The 22814-nt window shown below is 71.7% G+C and carries 23 protein-coding genes; 14 read left to right on the top strand and 9 right to left on the bottom strand.

The window, feature by feature from the left end; all coding sequences use genetic code 11:
* Positions 1-114: 114 nt before the first annotated feature.
* The 3 genes from IE247_RS13700 to IE247_RS13690 all read right to left on the bottom strand — a co-directional run bounded on the left by IE247_RS13700 (position 115) and on the right by IE247_RS13690 (position 1542).
* Positions 115-444 carry a DUF3817 domain-containing protein gene (locus IE247_RS13700; RefSeq protein WP_190123332.1) on the bottom strand — a complete coding sequence of 110 codons (330 nt, stop codon included), beginning with the start codon at positions 442-444 and terminating at the stop codon, positions 115-117.
* Positions 445-532: 88 nt separating this feature from the next.
* Positions 533-1042, bottom strand: coding sequence for a MarR family winged helix-turn-helix transcriptional regulator (locus tag IE247_RS13695; RefSeq protein WP_190123331.1), 510 nt, complete (start codon positions 1040-1042; stop codon positions 533-535).
* A gap of 155 nt (positions 1043-1197) precedes the next feature.
* On the bottom strand, positions 1198-1542 hold the full coding sequence (locus IE247_RS13690) for a DUF3817 domain-containing protein (RefSeq protein ID WP_190123330.1): 345 nt from the start codon (positions 1540-1542) through the stop codon (positions 1198-1200).
* A gap of 171 nt (positions 1543-1713) precedes the next feature.
* Between IE247_RS13690 and IE247_RS13685 the strand changes: the two genes are divergently transcribed.
* From IE247_RS13685 to IE247_RS13670, 4 genes are all read left to right on the top strand, one after another.
* Positions 1714-2352: an AIM24 family protein gene (locus IE247_RS13685; RefSeq protein WP_190123329.1), complete on the top strand. Its 639-nt coding sequence runs from the start codon at positions 1714-1716 to the stop codon at positions 2350-2352.
* A 1-nt stretch (position 2353) separates the two neighbouring features.
* A complete protein-coding gene (locus IE247_RS13680; protein ID WP_190123328.1) occupies positions 2354-3004 on the top strand; it encodes an AIM24 family protein in 651 nt (216 codons plus the stop codon).
* Positions 3001-3801 carry an AIM24 family protein gene (locus IE247_RS13675; protein WP_190123327.1) on the top strand — a complete coding sequence of 267 codons (801 nt, stop codon included), beginning with the start codon at positions 3001-3003 and terminating at the stop codon, positions 3799-3801. Before IE247_RS13680 ends, IE247_RS13675 begins: the two co-directional genes overlap by 4 nt.
* Before the next feature lie 164 nt (positions 3802-3965).
* Positions 3966-4442: a MarR family winged helix-turn-helix transcriptional regulator gene (locus IE247_RS13670; protein WP_190123326.1), complete on the top strand. Its 477-nt coding sequence runs from the start codon at positions 3966-3968 to the stop codon at positions 4440-4442.
* A 10-nt stretch (positions 4443-4452) separates the two neighbouring features.
* On the opposite strand, the gene IE247_RS13665 is transcribed toward IE247_RS13670, so the two are convergent.
* Together IE247_RS13665 and IE247_RS13660 are read right to left on the bottom strand one after the other, a co-directional pair.
* Complete coding sequence (locus tag IE247_RS13665) at positions 4453-5949, bottom strand: sensor histidine kinase (RefSeq protein WP_190123325.1); 1497 nt, start codon at positions 5947-5949, stop codon at positions 4453-4455.
* Complete coding sequence (locus tag IE247_RS13660) at positions 5946-6611, bottom strand: response regulator transcription factor (RefSeq protein ID WP_190123324.1); 666 nt, start codon at positions 6609-6611, stop codon at positions 5946-5948. The genes IE247_RS13665 and IE247_RS13660 overlap by 4 nt, the downstream gene beginning before the upstream one ends.
* Positions 6612-6728: 117 nt before the next feature.
* On the opposite strand from IE247_RS13660, the gene IE247_RS13655 reads away from it, so the two are divergent.
* Positions 6729-7442 (top strand): PepSY domain-containing protein, encoded by a 714-nt coding sequence (locus IE247_RS13655; RefSeq protein ID WP_190123323.1) that lies wholly within the window; start codon positions 6729-6731, stop codon positions 7440-7442.
* 81 nt (positions 7443-7523) lie between these two features.
* Here the strand turns inward: IE247_RS13655 and meaB are convergent, their stop codons facing one another.
* Both meaB and IE247_RS13645 read right to left on the bottom strand, forming a co-directional pair.
* On the bottom strand, positions 7524-8480 hold the full coding sequence (gene meaB, locus IE247_RS13650; RefSeq protein WP_190123322.1) for a methylmalonyl Co-A mutase-associated GTPase MeaB: 957 nt from the start codon (positions 8478-8480) through the stop codon (positions 7524-7526).
* Between the two features lie 28 nt (positions 8481-8508).
* Positions 8509-9714, bottom strand: a complete 1206-nt coding sequence (locus IE247_RS13645) for an acetyl-CoA C-acetyltransferase (protein WP_190123321.1) — start codon at positions 9712-9714, stop codon at positions 8509-8511.
* Between the two features lie 147 nt (positions 9715-9861).
* On the opposite strand from IE247_RS13645, the gene mce reads away from it, so the two are divergent.
* From mce to IE247_RS13610, 7 genes are all read left to right on the top strand, one after another.
* On the top strand, positions 9862-10290 hold the full coding sequence (gene mce, locus IE247_RS13640) for a methylmalonyl-CoA epimerase (protein WP_190123320.1): 429 nt from the start codon (positions 9862-9864) through the stop codon (positions 10288-10290).
* 166 nt (positions 10291-10456) lie between these two features.
* A complete protein-coding gene (gene scy / locus IE247_RS13635; RefSeq protein WP_190123319.1) occupies positions 10457-14590 on the top strand; it encodes a polarized growth protein Scy in 4134 nt (1377 codons plus the stop codon).
* A 114-nt stretch (positions 14591-14704) separates the two neighbouring features.
* Positions 14705-15643, top strand: coding sequence for a coiled-coil domain-containing protein (locus IE247_RS13630; protein ID WP_190123318.1), 939 nt, complete (start codon positions 14705-14707; stop codon positions 15641-15643).
* A gap of 115 nt (positions 15644-15758) precedes the next feature.
* Positions 15759-16775, top strand: a complete 1017-nt coding sequence (locus IE247_RS13625; protein ID WP_190123317.1) for an ABC transporter ATP-binding protein — start codon at positions 15759-15761, stop codon at positions 16773-16775.
* A gap of 3 nt (positions 16776-16778) precedes the next feature.
* Positions 16779-17558 (top strand): ABC transporter permease, encoded by a 780-nt coding sequence (locus IE247_RS13620; RefSeq protein ID WP_190123316.1) that lies wholly within the window; start codon positions 16779-16781, stop codon positions 17556-17558.
* A gap of 146 nt (positions 17559-17704) precedes the next feature.
* On the top strand, positions 17705-18817 hold the full coding sequence (locus IE247_RS13615) for an ABC transporter ATP-binding protein (protein WP_190123315.1): 1113 nt from the start codon (positions 17705-17707) through the stop codon (positions 18815-18817).
* Positions 18814-19644, top strand: a complete 831-nt coding sequence (locus IE247_RS13610; RefSeq protein ID WP_190123314.1) for an ABC-2 transporter permease family protein — start codon at positions 18814-18816, stop codon at positions 19642-19644. The genes IE247_RS13615 and IE247_RS13610 overlap by 4 nt, the downstream gene beginning before the upstream one ends.
* A gap of 19 nt (positions 19645-19663) precedes the next feature.
* Here the strand turns inward: IE247_RS13610 and IE247_RS13605 are convergent, their stop codons facing one another.
* Positions 19664-19993, bottom strand: a complete 330-nt coding sequence (locus IE247_RS13605) for an Rv1322 family protein (protein ID WP_190123313.1) — start codon at positions 19991-19993, stop codon at positions 19664-19666.
* A gap of 216 nt (positions 19994-20209) precedes the next feature.
* On the opposite strand from IE247_RS13605, the gene IE247_RS13600 reads away from it, so the two are divergent.
* Positions 20210-21238, top strand: coding sequence for an LLM class flavin-dependent oxidoreductase (locus IE247_RS13600; RefSeq protein WP_190123312.1), 1029 nt, complete (start codon positions 20210-20212; stop codon positions 21236-21238).
* A gap of 94 nt (positions 21239-21332) precedes the next feature.
* On the opposite strand, the gene IE247_RS13595 is transcribed toward IE247_RS13600, so the two are convergent.
* The gene (locus IE247_RS13595; protein ID WP_190123311.1) at positions 21333-21725 is read right to left on the bottom strand and encodes an SCO5389 family protein; all 393 of its coding nucleotides are present in this window, start codon (positions 21723-21725) and stop codon (positions 21333-21335) included.
* A 306-nt stretch (positions 21726-22031) separates the two neighbouring features.
* Here IE247_RS13595 and nucS point away from each other — a divergent pair, with 306 nt between their 5' ends.
* Positions 22032-22694, top strand: coding sequence for an endonuclease NucS (gene nucS, locus IE247_RS13590; protein ID WP_190123310.1), 663 nt, complete (start codon positions 22032-22034; stop codon positions 22692-22694).
* The last annotated feature ends 120 nt before the right edge of the window (positions 22695-22814 follow it).

The raw sequence follows: 22814 nt of genomic DNA, 5'->3' as shown, positions 1-22814 counted from the left end.
ACTTCCCGGGGACGGCGGAGAAAGGGCGGGGGCCCCCCCCCCGGGGGGGGGGGCGGGGCCCCACGCCCCGCCGGGGCCCGGGCCCCCCGCGCCGGCTGGGGGGGGGCGTACGACCTAGGCCTCCGCCTTGACGGCGTTGTCACCGTCGGTGATCAGGGCGCGGGCCTCGCGGGTGATCTTCGGCTCGACGAAGAAGGACGCGACGGGGATGCAGCCGGCAGCCAGGACCCACAGCAGCTTGCCGAACGGCCACTTCGCCTTGGAGCCCAGATCGAAGGCGAAGACCACGTAGACGATGAAGAGCACACCGTGGATCTGCGAGATCATCATGGTGTCGCCGGTCTCGAAGCCGTACTTCATGACGATGGCGACGGTGAAGACGAGCAGCCAGACGGCGGTGATGTACGCCATCACCCGGTAGCGGGTCAGCACGGTTTGTTTCATGTTCCGAGCGTAACGGGGCGTATGGGCCGCTCCGCGCGCGGGGCGGGCCGGGGAGCCCTCGCCGGACGCCCCCGGAACCGTGCCGCGGCTACCGCTCCTCGAAGTCCTGGGCCGAGACCCGCAGCGGGCGCAGCAGGGCGAAGATCTCCGCGCACTCCTCGGCGTCGTACGCGCCGAGGCCGAAGTCCATCTCCATGAGGTCCTTGGTGGCCGCCTCGACCACTTCGCGCCCCTTGGGGGTGATGGAGGCGAGGGTGCCCCGGCCGTCGTTGGGGTTGGGGCGTTTGTCGACGAGCCCGGACCTGACCAGCCGGTCCACGGTGTTGGTGACCGAGGTGGGGTGGACCATCAGCCGTTCGCCGATCTTGGACATCGGCAGTTCACCGGCCTTCGAGAAGGTGAGCAGCACCAGTGCCTCGTAGCGCGCGAACGTCAGCTCGTACCGCTTGACGACGGCGTCGACCTGGGAGAGCAGGATCTGGTGCGCGCGCATGATCGAGGTGATGGCGGCCATGGAGGGGACGGGCCCCCAGCGCCGCCGCCACAGCTCGTCGGCGCGGGCGATGGGGTCGAATGGGAGGCTGAGCGGCTTGGACACGCCCATGACCCTACCTACGAGTGGTCACTTGTCGATCAGTTCTGTCTCACTTGGTGGTCTTCCCCGGCCGGCCGGGGAATCGCGCGGGGATACGCGAACGGGCGCGCGGCGGGCGATTGCCCGTGCCGCGCGCCCGTTCGTACGGGGGCCTGAGGTTACGCGCCGACCTTGCCGACGCTGCGGGCGCGCGAGGCGATCACCGCGTCGTCGGCGGCCCGCTTCAGCTTGCGCTCGGCGACGAAGCCGCCGAAGGGGAGCACGGAGAGGATGAAGTAGAGGGCCGCGGTCTTCAGCTCCCACTTGGTGCGGTTCCAGGCGTCCAGCCAGAACAGCACGTAGATGACGAAGAGGATGCCGTGGATCATGCCCAGCGCTGGGACCGCGTTGAACTCGGTCGTGCGCTTCAGCACCGAGGCGACCATCAGCAGGATGAAGGAGACGGCCTCCGGGGCGGAGACCAGGCGGAGTCGGTGGAGGGAGGAGGCGGTCTTGATGTCCACGAAAGGCACCTTCGGTGGGGCGGTGGGAGAGGATCTTGTGAACACGCTCACAAGCGCCCGCCCATTGTGGCAGCCTCCTTTGCCAAGCCTTTGTCCGGGGTGCGGTCCGGGGTGCGCGTCCGGGACCGTCGGCCCTGTCCCGGTGTCGGTGGAGCCGGTTACCGTCGCTGGATGGCAATGTTCCGGCTCCAGGGGAGCAAGGTGCTCGCGGTCGGCATGACCGGCGACGCCGTCAAAGCGAAGAACGGGTCGATGGTCGCCTATGACGGCCGGATGGACTTCAAGAAGCTCTCCGGCGGCGGTGAGGGTCTCCGGGGGATGGTCACCCGCCGGATCACCGGCGAGCAGATGACCCTGATGGAGGTGAAGGGCGAGGGCACCTGCTACTTCGCGGACCGGGCCTCGGAGATCAACCTCGTGGCGCTGCACGGCGACAAGCTGTACGTCGAGTCCAGCAATCTGCTCTGCGCCGAGGCCTCGCTGCGCACCGGCACCAGCTTCACGGGGCTGCGCGGCGGTGCGAGCGGCACCGGGCTCTTCACCACCACCGTCGAGGGCAGCGGCCAGGTGGCGATCATGTCCGACGGCCCGGCCGTGGTGCTGCGGGTGACCCCTCAGTACCCGCTCTCCGTGGACCCCGGCGCTTATGTCGCCCATCAGGGTGGTCTGCGGCAGACCTTTCAGTCCGGTGTGAGCTTCCGCACGCTGCTGGGCGAGGGCGGCGGCGAGGCGTTCCAGATCCGGTTCGAGGGCGACGGGCTCGTCTATGTGCAGCCGAGTGAGCGCAACACCGTCGGCGGGGAGGTCTGAGATGCCGTTCCGTGAGATCAACTCCCGGATGGTCGAGGCGACGCTCGTCCCGGGGCAGCGGATGTTCAGCCAGCGCGGCGCGATGCTCGCGTACCGGGGCGAGGTGTCCTTCACCCCGAACGTCCAGGGCGGTCAGGGCGGTCTGGCCTCGATGATCGGCCGCCGGGTGGCGGGCGAGGCGACCCCGCTGATGACAGTGGAGGGGCAGGGAACGGTCCTCTTCGGGCACGGCGGGCATCACATCCAGCTCATCGGTCTGACCGGGGACACGCTGTATGTAGAGGCGGACCGGCTGCTCGCCTTCGACGGGACGCTGGAGCAGGGGACGATGTTCCTGGGCTCGCAGGGCGGGGTGATGGGCATGGTGCGCGGCCAGGTGAGCGGCCAGGGGCTCTTCACCACCACGCTGCGCGGCCATGGCTCGGTCGCGGTGATGGCGCACGGCGGGGTGGTCGAGCTGCCGATCCTCCCCGGGCGTCCGGTCCATGTGGACCCCCAGGCGTATGTGGCCCATCACGGCGATGTACGGAACAAGCTCTCCACCGCGCTGGGCTGGCGGGACATGGTGGGGCGGGGTTCGGGCGAGGCGTTCCAGCTGGAGCTGAGCGGCAGTGGCGCGGTGTACGTCCAGGCATCGGAGGAGAAGCTGTGAGCACGCCCGTGGTGTTTGACCCGATGACCCTGCCGAGTGACGACAACGTCAACCCGTACACCTTCTGTGTGGAGTTGAAGGGCGGCCAGTGGTTCCTCCAGAAGGGGAAGATGATCGCCTATTACGGGCGGATCGACTTCAACGGCATCGGCCACGGCCGGCTGGACCGGCTGCTGCGGACCTCGTTCCACTCGCCGCTGCACGCGAGCGACTGGGTGGTGGCCGAGGGCAGCGGGAAGATGCTGCTCGCGGACCGGGCGTTCGATGTGAACTCGTACGACCTGGAGGACGGGAATCTGACGATCCGGTCCGGGAATCTCCTCGCCTATCAGCCGACCCTGGCGCTGAAGCAGTCGATCGTGCCGGGCTTTCTCACTCTGATCGGCACGGGGAAGTTCGTGGCCGCCTCGAACGGTCCGGTGGTCTTCATGGAGCCGCCGCTGCGGGTGGATCCGCAGGCGCTGGTGGGGTGGGCGGACTGCCCGTCCCCCTGCCATCACTACGACCACGGCTATATGACCGGGGTGATGGGCGGGCTCCGGGCGATGACGGGGCTGGGCGGGGCCTCCGGCGAGGAGCACCAGTTCGAGTTCGTGGGCGCGGGGACGGTACTGCTCCAGTCGACGGAGGCGCTGCTTCCGGAGACGGCCGCGGGAGCGCCGCCGGAGCAGCCCGGGGTACCGGGCGGCCATGGCGGCTCGGGCGGCGGCGCACCCGCGGGCGGCTCGGGTCAACACGGCTCCAACCCGCGTCTCCCAGGTCAGCTGGGGGATCTCCAGCGCCGCTTCGGCCTGTGAGCGGTAGTCTGCGGAGTGTGACGTCGAACGTCTGCGCCCCTGGGGTCTGATCCAGAGGACAGGCCCCGGGCCGTCGGGCGGCTCCGGAGTGCGAGTGCCCCGCGTCACATTTCCCGAGATCCGAAACTTCGTCCGTATTTCAACTTCTTAGGTAGAATCCATATATGGAGACCGAGACGGCCACGCGCTGGCTGAGCGATGACGAACAGTGCACCTGGCGTACCCATCTGGACGTCAGCAGGCTGTTGATGCACCAGCTGGAGAAGGATCTCCAGCCGTTCGGCCTGACCAACAACGACTACGAGATCCTGGTGAATCTGTCGGAGTCGGAGGACCAGCGCATGCGGATGAGCGATCTCGCCGCCGCCACGCTCCAGTCCAAGAGCCGGCTCTCGCACCAGATCACCCGTATGGAGAACACCGGACTGGTCCGGCGCGAGAACTGCGAGTCGGACCGGCGCGGGCTCTACGCGGTACTCACCGACGAGGGCATGGCGACCATGCGCAAGGTCGCCCCGCACCACGTCGGCTCCGTGCGCAAGCACTTCATCGACCTGATGACCCCCGAGGCGCTCGCCGATCTGCGCGCCTCCCTCGCGCCGGTCGCCGACCACCTCCGGGGCAAGCGCGGCAAGATCTGAGCCGCCCGGACTAGTCCGCCGCGGCGGCGGGCAGGCGCAGCTCGAAGAGCGCGCCGCCCGTCGCCGCGCGGCCGACGGTGAGGCTGCCGCCGTGCCGCTCGGCCACATCGCGGGCGATGGCCAGGCCGAGCCCGGCCCCGCCCTCGTCACGGCTGCGCGCGTCGTCGAGCCGGACGAACCGCTCGAAGATCCGCTCCCGCTCGGCCTCCGGCACGCCCTCGCCGTCGTCGGCGACCGCGAGCACCACGTACCGCCCGTCCCTGCGGACCGAGGCGGTGACCTCGGCCTCGGCGTGGCGCTGGGCGTTGTCCAGCAGATTGCCGAGGACGCGCGCAAGCTGGGAGCGGGAGCCGTCCACATCGAGTCCGGCGTCGGCGGTCTCCACCGTCACCGCCGCCCGGTCGCCCGCCGCCCCCGAGGCCGTCCGCTGGGACGTCTCCTCGCGCACCAGCGCCCCCAGGTCGACCCGGGCCAGCCCGGGCCGCTCCCCCGCGTCCAGCCGGGCCAGCAGCAGCAGATCGGCGGCGAGCTGCTGGAGCCGTACGGTGTCCTCGACCGCGCCCGGCACATCGAGCAGCTCCGGGTGGGCAGCGCCCACCTCCAGCTGGGTGCGGAGCGAGGCGATCGGGCTGCGCAGCTCGTGGGAGGCGTCCGCGACGAAGCGCCGCTGGCGCTCTTCGGAGGCTTCGAGCGCGGCGAGGGTCTCATTGGTGGTCCGGGCCAGCCGGGCCACCTCGTCCCGGGAGCCGGGCTCGGGCACCCGCCGGGAGAGGTCCGCCGAGGCGGTGATGGCCGCCATCTCACGGCGGATCCCCTCCACGGGCGCCAGCGCGCGCCGGGTCACCAGCCAGGTCACCGAGCCGACGATCAGCAGCAGCGGCGGAAGGCCGATCAGCATGGCGTCGCGGACGGTGGCCACCGCGCCCTCCTCGGTGGCCAGCGGCGCGCCCGCGTAGACGGTGGCGGTGACGCCCTCGTCGTCGGTCGCCTCGACGGCGGCGAAGCGGTACGAGGCGGTGTCGCCCTGCACGGTGGCGCTGCCGCCGGTGAAGACGGGCCGCTCGGCGGAGACCTGGCCGGGCTCCGGCTCGTCGTCCGCCCCGTTCACCCCGTCCTCGTCGGACCGGTCGTCCTCGCCGTTCGCACCGTCCTCGTCGGGCCGGTCCTCGTCGGGGTCCTCGCCGCGGCCGTCGTCCCGCGCGCAGGGCTCCTTGGTCACCTTGGGGCTGCCGGTGCCGGAGATCTTCTCCAGCCCCTCGCTGGCGGCGATCAGACAGCCGTTCTCGGCCACGATCTGCACGGGCCGGTCGTCGCCGTCGGAGAGGTCGGGGGCGCGGCCGAGGGCGAAGCGGGAGGCGGTCTCCCGGGCGGTGACCTCGGCCTGGAGGTCGGCCGCGCCGGTGAGATGGTTCCGCAGCAGCAGCAGGACGGAGAGCCCGGCCGCGACGAGCGCGACGGCGACGACGAGGGTCGCGCCGAGGGAGGCCTTGGCCCGTACGGATCTCACGCTCCGGCCACCAGCCGGTAGCCGGCTCCGCGCACGGTCTGGATGCGGGGCGCGCCCAGTTTGCGGCGCAGGGCGCTGATGTAGACCTCGATGATGTTGGGGTCGCCGTCGAAGGCGAAGTCCCAGACGTGTTCGAGGATCTGTGCCTTGCTGACGACGTCCCCGGCGCGCACGGCGAGCTGTTCGAGGACGGCGAACTCCTTCGCGGTGAGGGCGACCTCGTCCTCGCCCCGGAAGACGCGGCGGGCGGCGGTCTCGATCCTCAGATCGCCGACGGTGAGCACCGGGGAGGCCCCTGCCCGGCCCCGGCGGCGCAGCAGCGCCTTGATCCTGGCGACCAGGACGACATAGGAGAAGGGCTTGGTCAGATAGTCGTCGGCACCGGTGTCGAGCCCCTCGGCCTCGTCGTACTCGCCGTCCTTGGCGGTGAGCATGAGGATGGGGACGTCGTCGCCCGCGGCGCGCAGGGCGGCGCAGACCCGGTAGCCGTTCATGCCCGGGAGCATGATGTCGAGGACCACGAGGTCGTAGTCCCCCTCGGAGGCCCGGTGGAGCCCTTCGAGCCCGTCGTGGACCACGTCCACGGCGTACCCCTCGGCCGTCAGTCCCCCGGCGAGGGAGAGTGCGAGCCGCTTCTCGTCCTCCACGATCAACAAGCGCATGCGCTCAGGGTCGCAAACCGAAGCTGAAGATCCCTTCAGGCGGCTTCAGGTTGTGTTCAGCATCCCCCGGCCAGATTGGTGTCCATCAGCGCCGCTCCAGCCGAAAAGGAACCCCTCATGAAGCGCAAGATCCTCGTAGCCGTCGCCGCACTCGCCCTGGTGGGCGGTGGCGCCTTCACCGCCGTGGCCGCGTCGGGAGACGACGACAAGGCCGTCCCCGCGTCGAAGATCTCGGTGACGGACGCGGTGAACTCGGCGCTGAAGAAGCAGCCCGGTGTGGTCGAGTCGGCCGGCCGTGACGACGACGGCGACGGCGCGTGGGAGGTGGAGATCGTGGACGCCAAGGGTCTCGGGCACGAGATCCGGGTGGACGCGAAGACCGCCGACGCCTCGGTGGAGAAGGACGACGACGATGACCGGGACGACGACCGCGACGACCGCGACGACGACCGGCGCGAGGGCGACGCCGCCGTCGGCGATGCCACGGTCAGCGCCGAGCAGGCCGTCTCGGCGGCGCTGTCCTTCCGGCCGGGCGCGGTGACGGAGGTCGAGTTCGACGACGGCCACTGGGCGATAGAGGTCCGCGCCGAGGACGGCAAGGAGCATGACGTCCGGGTGGACGCGAAGACGGCCGAGGCCACGGTGGAGAAGGACGACGACCGGAACGACAAGGGCGCCGGCCGGGACGACGAGCGGAACGACGGCCGCGACGATCTGGCCGCCGACCGCGCGGACGACGACTCCGACGACCGGGACAGCACGGACGCCGACGACGACGCGGACGACCGGAACGACGACGGCGACCGCGACGACGACCGCGCGGACGGCTGATCTCTCCCGTCCCCACGGGCGCGCCACGGCCCGGCCGGATCCTTCGAGGATCCGGCCGGGCCGTCGCCGTACCCCCGGCGGTCAGGACTCGGTCAGCCCCGCCACCAGTTCGTCGGCCGCGCGGTACGGGTCCAGCTCGCCCGCGACGATGCGCCGCGCCAGCTCGTCCAGCCGGCGGTCGCCGTGCAGATCGCCGATGCGTTCGCGGAGCGCGGTGACCGCGATGGTCTCCACCTCGCCCGCGGCCCGGCGGACCCGGCGCCTCTGGAGCGCGCCGCTCTCCTCCATCCAGGCCCGGTGCTTCTCCAGGGCCTCGACCACCTCGTCGGTGCCCTCGCCGCGCGATGCCACCGTCCGCACGATCGGCGGCCGCCAGTCCCCGGGGGCGCGGGCCTCGCCCAGCCCCAGCATGTGGTTCAGCTCGCGGGCCGTCGCGTCCGCGCCGTCGCGGTCGGCCTTGTTGACGACATAGACGTCGCCGATCTCCAGGATTCCCGCCTTCGCGGCCTGGATGCCGTCGCCCATGCCGGGCGCGAGCAGCACCACGGAGGTGTCCGCCTGGGCGGCGATCTCCACCTCGGACTGGCCCACCCCGACCGTCTCCACGAGGATCACCTCGCACCCCGCCGCGTCCAGCACCCGGATCGCCTGCGGGGCGGCCCACGCCAGACCGCCCAGATGCCCCCGGGTGGCCATGGAGCGGATGTAGACGCCCGGGTCGGAGGCGTGCTCCGACATCCGGACCCGGTCGCCCAGCAGCGCCCCGCCGGAGAACGGCGAGGACGGGTCGACGGCGAGCACCCCGACCCGGCGGCCCGCTCTGCGGTACGCGGTGACCAGGGCCGAGGTGGAGGTCGACTTGCCGACGCCGGGCGAGCCGGTGAGGCCGACCACGTACGCCCCTCCGGTCAGCGGGGCGAGCGCCGCCATCACCTCGCGCAGCTGCGGGGACGCCCCCTCCACCAGGGAGATCAGCCGGGCGACCGCCCTGGGCCTGCCCTCCCTGGCCTGGGCGACAAGCTGGGGGACGTCTGCCATCTCACCGCTCCTTGTGTGGTCGTGGTCCTCAGCCGGCCGAGGGAACGCGGAGGATGAGCGCGTCGCCCTGACCGCCGCCGCCGCACAGCGCCGCCGCGCCCACTCCGCCGCCCCGGCGCTTCAGCTCCAGCGCCAAGTGGAGCACGAGCCGGGCCCCGGACATGCCGATCGGATGGCCGAGAGCGATGGCTCCGCCGTTGACGTTCACTCTTTCGCTGGACACCCCGAGATCCTTCATTGACTGCACGGAGACCGCGGCGAAGGCCTCGTTGATCTCGATGAGATCGAGGTCGCCGACGCCGATGCCCTCCTTGCCGAGGGCGTGCAGGATCGCGTTGGACGGCTGCGACTGGAGGGAGTTGTCGGGGCCGGCGACATTGCCGTGCGCACCGATCTCGGCGATCCACTCCAGGCCCAGTTCCTCGGCCTTGGCCCGGCTCATCACCACGACGGCGGCCGCGCCGTCGGAGATCTGCGAGGCGGTGCCCGCGGTGATCGTGCCCTCGGCGGAGAAGGCCGGACGCAGCCCGGCCAGCGACTCCACCGTGGTCTCGGGCCTGATGCCCTCGTCCTCGGTGACGAGGACCGGCTCGCCCCGGCGCTGCGGAATCTCCACGGGGGTGATCTCCTCCGCGAAGACGCCGTTCTTCCGCGCGGCGGCGGCCCGCTGGTGGGAGAGCGCGCCGACGGCGTCCTGCTCGGCGCGGGCGATGCCGAGCCGGGTGTTGTGCCGCTCCGTCGACTCGCCCATGGCGATGTTCTCGAAGGCGTCGGTGAGCCCGTCATGGGCCATCGAGTCGAGCATCTCGATCGCGCCGTACTTGTGGCCCTGGCGCGACTTCGGCAACAGATGCGGCGCGTTGGTCATCGACTCCTGGCCGCCGGCGACGACCACGTCGAACTCGCCGGCCCGGATCAGCTGGTCCGCCAGGGCGATGGCGTCCAGTCCGGAGAGACAGACCTTGTTGACGGTGAGCGCGGGGACGGACATCGGGATGCCCGCCTTGACGGCCGCCTGGCGGGCCGGGAGCTGCCCGGCCCCGGCCTGGAGCACCTGGCCCATGATCACGTACTGCACCTGGCCGGGGGCGACGCCGGCCCGCTCCATCGCCGCGGCGATGGCGAATCCGCCCAGGTCGGAGCCGGAGAAGGAAGCGAGCGAACCGAGGAGCCGTCCCATCGGCGTCCTGGCTCCCGCGACGATCACTGAGGTGGTGCCGTTCGTTCCTGACATCAGACACGATCCCCTTCCGGCCCGGGGGCCGAGGAGTGAACGAGGGTTTACCTCAAATGTACTGAGCGGTCCGGCCGGGGGTCATCGGGCGGTCGGTGTGATCGCGCGCACGTTGCGTAACGGGCCCATCGGCGCTGGACTGTGGGGATGCTGACGCGAATCGACCACATCGGGATCGCCTGTCACGACCTTGACACAACTGTCGAGTTCTACCGGACCACCTATGGATTCGAGGTCTTCCACGCCGAGGTCAACGAGGAGCAGGGCGTACGGGAGGCCATGCTGAAGATCAACGAGACCTCCGACGGAGGCGCGTCCTACATCCAGCTTCTCCAGCCGCTCACCGAGGACTCACCCGTCGGGAAGTGGCTGGCCAAGAACGGGGAAGGGGTTCATCACATCGCCTTCGGCACCGCCGACGTGGACGCCGAGGCGGACGCCGTCCGGGAGAAGGGTGTACGGGTCCTCTACGACAGCCCGAGAGCCGGTTCCATGGGATCGCGCATCACCTTCCTGCACCCCAAGGACTGCCACGGCGTCCTCACCGAACTCGTCACCTCCGCAACGGACCACTGACCTGAGGATTCCCGGCCCGGTAGAGTGGGCGATTCCGGGCCGGGGCCGGTCGGGGTCGCACCGCGGCCTCTCATGTTGATCTGTCACCATTCCCCGGGGGGCCGTTCGCGGGCGGACGGCGCTTGTGTGGAGTCAGTTGCGACCAGGGGACGGATGGGACCGCGCAGTGCGGGGCTACGAACACCAGGAGAGCCACCGAGCTGACGACGACCACCTCTCGCGGTTCGAAGCCGAGATGGACCGGCTGAAGACCGACCGGGAGAAGGCCGTCCAGCATGCCGAGGATCTCGGCTACCAGGTCGAGGTATTGCGCGCCAAGCTCCATGAGGCGCGCCGCAACCTCGCCTCCCGTCCCGCGTACGACAGCGCCGACCTCGGCTATCAGGCCGATCAGCTGCTCCGTAACGCCCAGGTGCAGGCCGACCAGCTGCGCCAGGACGCGGAGCGCGAGCTGCGCGAGGCCCGGGCCCAGACCCAGCGCATCCTCCAGGAGCACGCCGAGCACCAGGCCAGGCTCCAGGCGGAGCTGCACGCCGAGGCCAATCAGCGCCGGCAGCGCCTCGACCAGGAGCTGGCCGAGCGCCGCCACACGGTCGAGGCCCATGTCAACGAGAACGTCGCCTGGGCCGAGCAGTTGCGCGCCCGCACCGAGTCGCAGGCCCGCAGACTCCTCGACGAGTCCCGCGCCGAGGCCGAGCAGTCCCTCGCCCAGGCCCGCGCCGAGGCCAAGCGCTCCGCCGACGAGGCCCGCCGCCGGGTCGGCGCGGAGACCGAGGCCGCCCGCGCCGAGGCCGAGTCGGTCCTGCTGCGCGCCCGCAAGGACGCCGAGCGGCTGCTCAACGCCGCCTCCGGCCAGGCGCAGGAGGCCGCCGCCCACGCCGAGCAGCTGCGCACCTCCACCACCGCCGAGGCCGAGACGGCCCGCCAGCAGGCGACCGAGCTGAACCGGGCCGCCGAACAGCGGATCCAGGAGGCCGAGGAGCGGTTGCGGGAGGCCCGCGCGGAGGCGGAGAAGGTCCTGGCCCAGGCCAAGGAGTCCGCCTCCCGCCAGCTCGCCTCCGCCGAGTCCGCCAACGAGCAGCGCACCCGCACCGCCAAGGCGGAGATCGCCCGGCTGGTCGCCGAGGCCACCACCGACTCCGAGTCGCTCAAGGCCGAGGCCGAGCAGCTCCTTGAGGACGCGAAGGCGGAGGCCGAGAAGCAGCTCACCACCGCCGCCGAGAAGGCCCGCACGGTCGCGGCCGAGGACTCCGCCGCCCAGCTCGCCAAGGCCGCCCGGGCCGCCGAGGAGATCCTCACCAAGGCGTCCGACGACGCCCGGGAGACCACCCGCAAGGCCGGCGAGGAGGCCGAGCGGATCCGCCGCGAGGCCGACGCGGAGGCCGACCGGCTGCGCGGCGAGGCCGCCGAACAGGCCGACCAGCTCAAGGGCGCGGCCAAGGACGACACCGCCGAGTACCGCGCCAGGACCGCCGAACTCCAGGAGGAGGCGCGGCGGCTGCGCGGCGAGGCCGAGCAGCTCCGGTCCGAGGCGGTCGCCGAGGGCGAGCGGCTCGGCACCGAGGCCCGCCGGGAGGCCGTCCAGCAGATCGAGGAGGCCGCCAGCACCGCTGAGGAGCTGCTGACCAAGGCCCGTACCGACGCCGACGAGCTGCGCTCCTCCGCGACCGCCGACAGCGAGCGGGTGCGCGCCGAGGCGATCGAGCGCTCCACCGCGCTGCGCCGGCAGGCCGAGGAGACCCTTGAGCGCACCCGCGCCGAGGCCGACCGGCTGCGCGAGGAGGCCCGGGAGCAGGCGGAGGAGGTGGCCGACGCCGCCGAGCGCGCCGCCGCCGAGCTGCGCGAGGAGACCGGGCGGACACTGGCGTCCCGTCAGGAGGAGTCCGCCCAGGAGCTGTCACGGCTCGCGGCCGAGGCCGAGGCCCGGCTGACGGCCGCCGAGGAGAGCCTCGCCGACGCGCGCGCCGCGAGCGAGCGGATCCGCCGCGAGGCCGACGCGGAGGCCGAGCGGCTGCGCACCGAGACCGGCGAGCGGATCCGGAACCTCCAGGCGCAGGCCGACGAGGAGGCGGAGCGGCTGCGCACCGAGGCCGCGGGCGATGCCGCCGCGGCCCGCGCGGAGGCGGAGAACGTCGCCGTACGGCTGCGCAGCGAAGCCTCCAATGAGGCGGAGCGGCTCAAGAGCGAGGCCCAGGAGACCGCCGACCGGCTGCGCGCCGAGGCCGCCGCCGCCGCCGACCGGGTGGGGGCGGAGGCCGCCGAGGCGCTGGCCGCCGCCCAGGAGGAGGCCGTGCGCCGCCGCCGGGAGGCCGAGGGGATCCTCGAATCGGCGCGCGCCGAGGCCGACCAGGAGCGGGAGCGGGTCGGCGAGGAGAGCGAGGAGCTGCTCGCCTCCGCCCGCCGCCGGGTCGAGGAGGCCCAGGCCGAGGCGCACCGGCTGGTGACGGAGGCCGACGGCCGCGCCACCGAGACGGTGTCCGCCGCCGAGCTGAACGCCAAGCAGGTGCGGGAGTCGGTCGCCGGGCTGCACGAGCAGGCCGAGCAGGAGATCGCCGGGCTGCGCTCCGCCGCGGAGCACGCGGCCGAGCGGACCCGGAGCGAGGCGCAGGAGGAGGCGGACCGCGTCCGCGCCGACGCGCACGCCGAGCGGGAGCGGGCCGCCGAGGACGCGGCGAGCCTGCGGGCCAGGGCCCAGGAGGAGACCGAGGCGGCGAACGCGCTCGCCGAGCGGACGGTCGCCGAGGCCGTCGCGGAGACCGACCGGCTGCGCTCGGACACCTCCGACTACGCCCAGCGGATGCGTACGGAGGCGTCCGACGCGGTCGCCTCCGCCGAGCAGGACGCCGCCCGCACCCGGGCGGACGCCCGGGACGACGCCAACCGGATCCGTTCGGAGGCGGCGGCCCAGGCGGACCGGCTCGTCGGCGAGGCCACGAGCGAGGGCGAGCGGATCCGGACCGAGGCCCAGCAGGTGCTGGACGAGGCGCGGCAGGCCGCCGACAAGCGGCGCTCCGACGCCGCCGCCCAGGCGGACCAGCTGATCAGCGAGGCGAGCGCCGAGGCCGAGCGGCTGGCGTCCGACGCGCGGAGCGAGACGGAACGTCTGGTGACGGAGGCGATCGAGGAGGCCGAGCGGAGCCGGACGGAGAGCGAGCGGATCCTCGACGAGGCGCGGCAGGCCGCCGACAAGCGGCGCTCCGACGCCGCCGCCCAGGCCGACGAGCTGATCGGCGAGGCGAGCGCCGAGGCCGAGCGGCTGGGCTCCGACGCGCGTGCCGAGGCCGAGCGGCTGGTGGCGGACGCCACCGCGGACGCCGCGCGGAGCCGGGCGGAGGCGACCGAGGACGCGGAGCGGATGCGCGCGGAGGCCACCGAGGCGGTGGCCTCGGCCCAGCAGGCGTCCGAGCGGATCAGGTCCGAGGCGCGGCAGGTCAAGACGGACGCCGAGGCGGCGGCCGAGCGGCTGGCCGCCGATGCCCGCGCGGCCTCCGAGCGCACCGTGGACGAGGCGCGGGAGGCGGCGGCCAAGAGCCGCCGGGACGCGGCCGAGCAGGCGGACCAGCTGGTGAACAAGGCTCAGGAGGAGGCGCTGCGCTCCGCCCTGGAGGCGGAGGAGCAGGCGGACGCCATGGTGGGCGCGGCCCGCCAGGAGGCCGAGCGGCTGGTCGCGGAGGCGACGATCGAGGGCAACTCCCTGGTGGAGAAGGCCCGTACCGACGCCGATGAGCTGCTGGTCGGCGCGCGCCGGGACGCCACCGCCATAAGGGAGCGCGGCGACGAGATGCGCGCCCGGGTGGAGTCCGAGGTCGAGGAGTTGCACGAGCGGGCGCGCCGGGAGACCTCGGAGCAGATGCGGACGACCGGCGAGCGGGTCGACCATCTGGTGAAGGCGGCGACCCAGCAGCGCGACGAGGCCGAGGAGAAGGCCAAGCAGCTGGTGGCCGACGCGAACTCGGAGGCGAGCCGGGTGCGTATCTCCGCGGTCAAGCGGGCGGAGGGGCTGCTGAAGGAGGCCGAGCAGAAGAAGGCCGGGCTGACCCGCGAGGGCGAGCAGATCAAGGCGGAGGCCGTGGCCGAGGCCGAGCGCGCGGTGGCGGACGGAAAGCAGGAGTTGGAGGTGCTGGTGCGGCGGCGCGAGGACATTCAGGCCGAGATTTCCCGGGTCCAGGACGTGCTGGAGGCGCTCGGCTTTGAAGCTCCGCCGGTCGGCGGCAAACCGTCCGGCGGCCCGTCGGGCGGCGTCAAAGCCGGTGCGGCTGCTGGGGTTACACGTTCCAGCGGCAAGTCCTCCGACGGCTAGCCACTCAAAAGGCTGGACATTCTCCAGATCAAACCCGCATCCACTCGATGACACGCCGCTTAGGCCCCTAGGATTCCAACTATCACCTCACCGGTCTCATTCGACAGGAACCCCATGAGCGACACTTCCTCCCCCTTCGGCTTCGAGCTCGTGCGGCGTGGTTACGACCGCGGCCAGGTGGACGACCGCATTACCAAGCTCGTCGCCGACCGTGATAGCGCTCTCTCCCGAATCACCTCTCTCGAAAAGCGCATCGAAGAACTCCACCTGGAGACGCAGAACGCCCAGGCGCAGGTCTCCGACGCCGAGCCCTCGTACGCCGGTCTCGGTGCGCGTGTCGAGAAGATCCTCCGGCTCGCCGAGGAGGAGGCGAAGGACCTGCGCGAGGAGGCCCGCCGCGCCGCCGAGCAGCACCGCGAGCTGGCCGAGTCCGCCGCCCAGCAGGTGCGCAACGACGCCGAGTCGTTCGCCGCCGAGCGCAAGGCGAAGGCGGAGGACGACGGCGTCAACATCGTCGACAAGGCGAAGGGCGAGGCCCAGCAGCTGCGCAGCGAGGCGCAGAAGGACGCGCAGTCCAAGCGCGAGGAGGCCGACGCGCTCTTCGAGGAGACCCGCGCCAAGGCCGCCCAGGCCGCTGCGGACTTCGAGACCAACCTCGCCAAGCGCCGGGAGCAGTCCGAGCGGGATCTGGCCTCGCGTCAGGCGAAGGCCGAGAAGCGTCTCGCGGAGATCGAGCACCGCGCCGAGCAGCTGCGTCTGGAGGCCGAGAAGCTGCGTACGGACGCGGAGCGCCGGGCCCGTCAGACGGTGGAGACGGCCCAGCGTCAGTCCGAGGACATCGTGGCGGACGCCAATGCCAAGGCCGACCGGATCCGCAGCGAATCGGAGCGCGAGCTGGCGGCGCTCACCAACCGCCGCGACTCGATCAACGCGCAGCTGACCAATGTTCGCGAGATGCTGGCCACGCTGACGGGCGCCGCGGTCGCCGCCGCCGGTTCGCCCGCCGACGACGAGCCGATCTCCCGGGGGGTTCCGGCCCAGCAGTCCCGCTGACTCCCCGTCCGGGTGTGCGACTCCTCCCCCTCCGGGGAGCGTGCGGGTCAAAGAATGCGTCAAGCCCCCTGCCGTTCAAGTGGCGGGGGGCTTCGCGCGCCCTTAGCGTGGCCGCATGATCGAGCTTGAGGGGCTCTCCAAGCGATTCGGCGCGAAGGTGGCCGTCGACCGTCTGTCGTTTCAGGTCAGGCCGGGGGTGGTGACCGGGTTCCTCGGTCCGAACGGCGCGGGCAAGTCCACCACCATGCGGATGATGCTCGATCTGGACAATCCGACCAGTGGCAGCGTACGGATCGACGGCAGGCACTACCGGGAGCTGGCGGAGCCGCTGAAGTACATCGGCGCGCTGCTCGACGCGAAGGCGATGCACGGCGGGCGGAGCGCGTACAACAATCTGCTCTGTCTCGCCCAGGCGAATCGCATCCCCGCCTCCCGGGTCTCGGAAGTGCTGGACATCGTCGGACTCACGGCGGTGGCGCGGAAAAAATCGAAGGGATTTTCGCTCGGCATGGGCCAGCGGCTGGGAATCGCCTCCGCGCTGCTCGGCGATCCGGAGATCCTCATGTTCGACGAGCCGGTGAACGGGCTGGACCCGGAGGGAATTCACTGGATCCGCAATCTGATGAAGCAGCTCGCCGCCGAGGGACGGACGATCTTCGTTTCCTCGCATCTGATGAGTGAAATGGCACTCACGGCGGATCACTTGATCGTGATCGGGCAGGGCCGGCTGCTGGCGGACACCACGATGGCGGCATTCATCCAGGAGAACTCGCGCAGCTACGCGCGCGTGCGCTCGCCGCAGCCGGAGCGGCTGCGGGATCTGCTGCACACGGCGGGGTTCACCCCCGTGGAGGTCGCGGGCGGCGCGCTGGAGGTCGACGGCGCGAGCACCGAGCGGCTCGGCGAGCTGGCGGCGGAGCACGGTGTCGTCCTGCATGAGCTGAGCGCCCAGCGGGCCTCGCTGGAGGAGGCGTTCATGCAGATGACGGCGGGTTCGGTGGAGTACCACGCGCACGGTACGAGCGACCCGGGGCGGTCCGCGCCGCCGGGGCCCCGCTGGGGCGAGGGACCGCCGGCGGACACGGGCCCCCGCTGGGGCGCCGGCGGCGGCAGCGGTACGGAGGGGATCTGAGCCATGGCCTCACTGCCCGCGGTCCTCCAGTCGGAGTGGACCAAGATCCGTACGGTGTCCTCCACGATCTGGACACTGGCCGCCGCCTTCCTGGTGACGGTCGCCGTGAGCGCGGCCCTCTGCGCGCTCTTCCGTTCCACCTTCGACGATCTCTCCCCGGCGCAGCGACTCACCTTCGACCCGACGCTCGCGAGCTTCTCCGGGATGACGCTCGGCCAGCTGGCGATGGTGGTCTTCGGGGTGCTGGTGGTGGGCACCGAGTACAGCTCCGGGATGATCCGCACCTCGCTCGCCGCCGTGCCGCAGCGCGGCACCTTCCTCTTCGGCAAGCTGGCGGTGGCGACGGTCCTGGCGCTGGCCGTGGGCATGGCGACGAGCTTCGCCGCCTTCTTCCTCGGCCAGGCGCTGCTGGGCGAGCACCGCACGACGATCGGCGCGGAGAATGTGCTGCGCGCGGTGGTCGGCGGGGGCCTCTACATGGGGCTGATCGCGCTCTTCTCGATGGCGGTGGCGACGATGCTGCGCAGCTCGATGCTGTCGCTCGGCATTCTGATGCCGTTCTTCTTCCTGGTCTCTCAGATCCTGGCTGCGGTGCCGAAGGCGAAGACGGTCGCCCGGTACTTCCCCGACCAGGCCGGCGCGCGGATCATGCAGGTGGTGCCGGACGCGCTGGGCGGCACCAAAGTCCCGTACGGGCCCTGGGAGGGGCTGGGGATCATGCTGATCTGGGTGCTCGTGGCGCTCGCCGGGGGGTACGCGGTGCTGAAGCGCCGCGACGCGTAGGGGCCCGGCCCCATACCGCCGGGAACTTGATCGAAAAGTTACCAGGTGGCTGGAACTATACGAACCTCGATATCCTCCTCTCTCTTACGGGGGTGTGCGGCCAACCGGCCGGAGCCCCGATGACAAGAAGTCGATGGGGCTGGAGAATGATCGAGGCAGTCGGCCTGACGAAGCGCTATGGCGCCAAGACGGCCGTGTACAACCTTTCCTTCCAGGTGAGGCCCGGCACGGTGACCGGATTCCTCGGCCCCAACGGTGCCGGCAAGTCCACCACCATGCGGATGATCCTGGGGCTCGACACCCCGACCGAGGGCAAGGTCACGATCGGGGGCCTGCCCTTCCGGCAGACCCCGAACGCGCCCCGCCAGGTCGGCGCGCTGCTCGACGCCAAGGCCGTCCACGGCGGGCGCAGCGCCCGCAACCATCTGCTGTCGCTGGCGCAGCTCTCCGGGATCCCGGCCCGCCGGGTGGACGAGGTGCTCGGCGTCGTCGGTCTCCAGGACGTGGCGCGCAAGCGCTCGAAGGGCTTCTCGCTCGGCATGGGCCAGCGGCTCGGCATAGCGGCGGCCCTCCTCGGCGACCCTCAGGTGCTGCTCTTCGACGAGCCGGTCAACGGTCTCGACCCCGAGGGCATCCTCTGGGTCCGCAATCTGATGAAGCGGCTCGCCTCCGAGGGCCGTACGGTCTTCGTCTCCTCGCACCTGATGAGCGAGATGGCCCTCACCGCCGACCATCTGATCGTGATCGGCCGCGGGCAGCTGCTCGCGGACATGAGCGTCACGGACTTCATCTCCACCAACTCGGCCGATTTCGCCCGGGTGCGCACCCCGGACGGCGAGCCGCAGTCGCGCGAGAAGCTGTCCGCCGCGCTCTCCGGGGCGGGCGCCCAGGTGCTGACCGAGCCGGACGGCGCGCTGCGGGTGACCGGGCTGCCGCTGCCGCGGATCAGCGATCTGGCGCACGGTTCGGACGTCCGCCTCTGGGAGCTGTCCCCGCACCGGGCCTCGCTGGAGGAGGCGTACATGCGGATGACGCAGGGCGCGGTCGACTACCGCTCGACCGTCGACCAGAAGGCGGGGCTGACGCAGCAGCCGCAGCCCGGGTTCGGGGCGCCGCGGCAGCAGATCCCCGAGGTGCCGCAGCAGGGCTTCTACGCCCCGCCGCCGCCCGGGTCCTACGCGGGCGCTCCGGCGGCCGCACAGGCCGCGCCGACCGCCGCCGCCCCCGCCGACCCGACCAAGCCCGAGGACCCCCGATGACCACCCCCCACCAGCAGCAGGGCGCTCCCGTCGCCTCGTACTCCTCGCCGATCCCGGTCCGCAAGGCCCATCTCGGGGACGCGCTCGCCTCCGAGTGGACCAAGATCCGTTCGGTGCGGTCGACGATCTGGACGCTGAGCGTCATGGCCGTGCTGATCGTCGGCATCGGCCTGCTGATCGCGGTGGCGCTGAACAGCTCCGAAGCCGACATCGCCAATGAGCAGGTGCTCTTCTTCGGCTTCTTCGGGGTGCTCCTCGCCAGCGTCTGCGTGATGACGCTCGGCGTGCTCACCGTCGCGTCGGAGTACGGCACCGGGATGATCCGGACCACGCTGACGGCCTGCCCCTCGCGGAGCCGGGTGCTGACCGCCAAGGCGCTCGTCTTCTTCCTGGTCGTCTTCGTCTCCACCCTGGTGCTCACCCTGGTGGTCGGCGCGCTCCAGGTGTCGATCCTCGACACCGCGAAGGCCCCCACCAATGAGGAGTGGTTCCGCTCCACCTTCGGTGTGAGCTTCTTCCTCGCCTCCCTCGGTCTGCTCTCGCTCGCCGTGGGTGTGCTGATCCGGCACTCGGCGGGAGCCATCACCGCCATGATCGGTGTGGTGCTGCTGCCGATGGTGGTGGCGATGTTCCTCGCCGTGGAGTCGCTGGCGAAGGTCCAGGAAGCGCTCTTCGACTACTCGATCCCCAACCAGCTCGGCGTGCTCTACACCGACGCCGGCGTCGACTCCGGCCCGCAGGGCTGGGAGCCGGTGTGGATCATGACCGCGGTGGCCGCCGCCGCGCTGGCCGGGGCGTACGCGGTGCTGAACTCGCGCGACGTCTGAGAGACCGCTCCGCCCGGGGTCAGTGCCTGGGCGCGTTACGGGACCGCTGCACCCTCGTGGTGCGGCGGTCCTTCGCGTTCCAGCAGGCCTTGTGCCAGTGCCTGCGGTCGTCCACTCCCCCGTGCTCCGGCCAGGCCACCACATGCGGGACGCTCGCCGGGATCTCCTGGTCGCAGCCCGGGCAGCGATAGCGCTTGCCCTGGGCGCTCGCGCCGGCGACATGGCGCAGCGACCACTCCTCGCCCTGCCAGGACTCGGTGAGGCCGAACCCGCCATAGCGGTCGCCCGGTTCACCGGACTGCGGGGAGAGCTTGTCGCCGCCCTTGGGGCGGTTGCGGCGCGGGGACACGAGTACACCTCACGGGGCAAGTGGGACGTTTCCTTCTCGACCAGCCTAGAGCCTGAGGTGGCGGGTACACGTCCTGTGTGCCACGGGAGGGCCGCTCCTGACGGGGCGGTTACCGGAAAATCGCAAGAACTTTACGAGAGGCCGTGCCTCTGGCACGTGTCGGGCGTTGATGCCGGTGGGGGGAGTGACGCGTCGGCCGCAAGGAGGCAGAAGGCGATGCGCGTGGGAACGTTCGTACTGGCGGCGCAATTTCCGGGCCAGGGACAGGGAGAGGCGCTGCACCGGGCGGTGCGCTCCGCCGAGGTGGCGGAGGAGTCGGGGCTCGATGCCGTGTGGCTCGCCGAGCATCATTTCGTGCCGTACGGCGTGTGCCCGTCGGCGGTGACGCTCGCCGCGCTGCTGCTCGGCCGCACCCGGCGGATCAGGGTGGGCACGGCGGTGAGCGTGCTGCCCACCGCGCACCCGGTGGCGCTCGGCGAGCAGGCGGCGCTGCTGCATCTGACCAGCGGGGGGAGATTCTCGCTGGGGGTGGGCCGGGGCGGGCCCTGGGTCGATCTGGAGGTCTTCGGAGCCGGTCTCGCTGCCTATGAGACGGGGTTCGCGGACTCGCTGGATCTGCTGCTGGACTGGCTGCGGCGGCCCTCCGTCGCCGGCCGCTCGCAGCGGTACTCCTTCCGCGAAGTGCCCGTGGTGCCCCGGCCGGACGAGCTGATCGGCGGGCCCGAGCGCCCCGAGGTGATCGTGGCGTGCACCTCGCCCGGGAGCGTGCGCCTCGCCGGTGAGCGCGGGCTGCCGATGCTGCTCGGCATGCACTGCGGCGACGAGGAGAAGGCCGAGATGGTCGCCCTGTGGCGGCGGAGCGCCCTGGCCGCGGGCCACCCGCCCCAGGAGGTCGCGACGGCCGGTCATGTGTCGGCGGGAGTGGCCCAGATCGGCCGCAGTACGGCGGAGGCGGGCGAGACACTGCTGAAGTCGATGCCCGGCTGGTTCCGGCAGGGCCTGGACGCGCATATGACGGTCGACGGCCGGGCGCGGGTGATGCGCGATCCCGTCGCCTATACGGAGCTGCTCTGCCGGCTCCACCCGGTGGGCCCGCCGCGCCTCGCCGCCGACCGGCTGGCGGCGACCGCCGAGCGCACCGGCATCCGGCGGTTCGCGCTGCTCACCGAGGGCTCGGGCGATCTCACCGCGACGGAGGAGAATGTCCGGAGGCTGGGCGAGGATGTGCTCCCGCTGCTGGGCTGAGCCGCCCCGGGAGCCGACCCGGACCGCCGGGCCGGCTCCCGGGCGCACCGCCGTCAGTCGCGCCTCCCGCGACCCGGAGCGGCGACCCAAGTCCTCAGCAGTCGCGCAGTTCGGGCGACTGGTTGAGCAGCTGCCCGCGTACCGAGGTGAAGCGGGCCAGTCGCTCGTCCACCGAGGAGTCCAGCGGGAACACCGCGACGCGGTGGCAGTTCTGGAAAGCGAGCCGTACTCCGAAGTGCCGTTGCAGCGCGCCGCGAATCGCGTCACTCGCGAGCGCGCGCAGCAGCTGGCCACGTGCTTGCTCGTCCGGCGGAGGCGTCTGGTTGTCGGCGAAGTCGCCGCCGTCGACCTTCAGCTGTGCCACCAGCGAACTGATCATCTCCCATGCGTAGGGCAGGGAAGTCCGGACGCAGTCGACGAAATCTGCTTCGTCGACCTCGCCTCGCTCGGCCTGCTCCAACAGCGCCGGTGAGACGTCGAGCGACATGGGTACTCCTCTCGCGACCCCGGGACCGGGGCCTTACGGGCGGGGAAGAAGGCACGCCGAAAACACCCAAAACGCCATCATGTGCATGACGTACAACGACGCAGAGTGCGCAGCCGACGACCTCCCGCATCCACGGTAAGTGCGCGATCCATGGCGCACCAGGAGATTGAGCGGACAACCGGCCAGAAACGAACAGGTCCACGCAGGACGACCCAGAGGCTCTCCGTCAGGCGCGGTGGTCGCCCCCAGCGGGAGTGCGTAGGGAGAATCGCGCGCGGGGGTCTGCGTCGAGTAGCGTTGCCGACCATGCGCCTTGTCATCGCCCGCTGCTCCGTGGACTACGCGGGACGGCTCACCGCCCATCTGCCCTCAGCCCTCCGCCTGATCCTCATCAAGGCGGACGGCAGCGTCTCCATCCACGCGGATGACCGGGCGTACAAACCACTGAACTGGATGTCCCCGCCCTGCACGCTCAAGGAGGGCGACGGCAGCGTCTGGACGGTCGTCAACAAGGCCGGCGAGAAGCTGATCATCACCATGGAGGAAGTCGTCCATGACTCCTCGCACGAGCTGGGGGTGGACCCCGGTCTCATCAAGGACGGCGTGGAGGCGCACCTTCAAGAGCTGCTCGCCGACCGGATCGAGACCCTGGGCGAGGGGTACAGCCTGATCCGCCGGGAGTATCCGACGGCGATCGGCCCGGTGGACATCCTGTGCCGGGACTCGGACGGCGGCACAGTCGCGGTGGAGATCAAGCGGCGTGGCGAGATCGACGGTGTGGAGCAGCTGACCCGCTATCTGGAGCTGCTGAACCGCGATCCCCATCTCGCCCCCGTGAAGGGCCTGTTCGCGGCCCAGGAGATCAAGCCGCAGGCGCGGGTGCTGGCGACGGACCGGGGCATCGGCTGTGTGGTGCTCGACTACAACGCGCTGCGGGGCATCGAGGACGACAAGCTCAGACTGTTCTGAGCCCGCCCGGACGGACGGAAGCGGGCGAGGGGGCCGCGGGGGGCGCCCCCCCGGCGGCCGGGGGGCCCCCCGGGGGAGCGGGGCGGGGGGGGGGGGGGGGCCCCCGGGGGGGGGGGGGGG

Origin of the sequence: Streptomyces inusitatus (assembly GCF_014651115.1) — a bacterium.
Classification (GTDB): Bacteria; Actinomycetota; Actinomycetes; order Streptomycetales; family Streptomycetaceae; genus Streptomyces; species Streptomyces amakusaensis.
The sequence above is the reverse complement of the archived record's forward strand: the minus strand, read 5'-3'. Positions and strand labels throughout refer to the sequence as shown.

Excerpts from the sequence above, each read along its gene's own strand:
- IE247_RS13620 (WP_190123316.1), top strand. The coding sequence starts at position 16,779 with ATGGCCTCACTGCCCGCGGTCCTCCAGTCGGAGTGGACCAAGATCCGT.
- IE247_RS13595 (WP_190123311.1), bottom strand. The coding sequence starts at position 21,725 with ATGTCGCTCGACGTCTCACCGGCGCTGTTGGAGCAGGCCGAGCGAGGC.
- IE247_RS13610 (WP_190123314.1), top strand. The coding sequence starts at position 18,814 with ATGACCACCCCCCACCAGCAGCAGGGCGCTCCCGTCGCCTCGTACTCC.
- nucS (WP_190123310.1), top strand. The coding sequence starts at position 22,032 with ATGCGCCTTGTCATCGCCCGCTGCTCCGTGGACTACGCGGGACGGCTC.
- IE247_RS13600 (WP_190123312.1), top strand. The coding sequence starts at position 20,210 with ATGCGCGTGGGAACGTTCGTACTGGCGGCGCAATTTCCGGGCCAGGGA.
- IE247_RS13625 (WP_190123317.1), top strand. The coding sequence starts at position 15,759 with ATGATCGAGCTTGAGGGGCTCTCCAAGCGATTCGGCGCGAAGGTGGCC.
- IE247_RS13700 (WP_190123332.1), bottom strand. The coding sequence starts at position 444 with ATGAAACAAACCGTGCTGACCCGCTACCGGGTGATGGCGTACATCACC.
- IE247_RS13645 (WP_190123321.1), bottom strand. The coding sequence starts at position 9,714 with ATGTCAGGAACGAACGGCACCACCTCAGTGATCGTCGCGGGAGCCAGG.
- IE247_RS13630 (WP_190123318.1), top strand. The coding sequence starts at position 14,705 with ATGAGCGACACTTCCTCCCCCTTCGGCTTCGAGCTCGTGCGGCGTGGT.
- IE247_RS13680 (WP_190123328.1), top strand. The coding sequence starts at position 2,354 with ATGCCGTTCCGTGAGATCAACTCCCGGATGGTCGAGGCGACGCTCGTC.
- meaB (WP_190123322.1), bottom strand. The coding sequence starts at position 8,480 with ATGGCAGACGTCCCCCAGCTTGTCGCCCAGGCCAGGGAGGGCAGGCCC.
- IE247_RS13655 (WP_190123323.1), top strand. The coding sequence starts at position 6,729 with ATGAAGCGCAAGATCCTCGTAGCCGTCGCCGCACTCGCCCTGGTGGGC.
- IE247_RS13615 (WP_190123315.1), top strand. The coding sequence starts at position 17,705 with ATGATCGAGGCAGTCGGCCTGACGAAGCGCTATGGCGCCAAGACGGCC.
- IE247_RS13685 (WP_190123329.1), top strand. The coding sequence starts at position 1,714 with ATGGCAATGTTCCGGCTCCAGGGGAGCAAGGTGCTCGCGGTCGGCATG.
- mce (WP_190123320.1), top strand. The coding sequence starts at position 9,862 with ATGCTGACGCGAATCGACCACATCGGGATCGCCTGTCACGACCTTGAC.
- IE247_RS13670 (WP_190123326.1), top strand. The coding sequence starts at position 3,966 with ATGGAGACCGAGACGGCCACGCGCTGGCTGAGCGATGACGAACAGTGC.
- IE247_RS13660 (WP_190123324.1), bottom strand. The coding sequence starts at position 6,611 with ATGCGCTTGTTGATCGTGGAGGACGAGAAGCGGCTCGCACTCTCCCTC.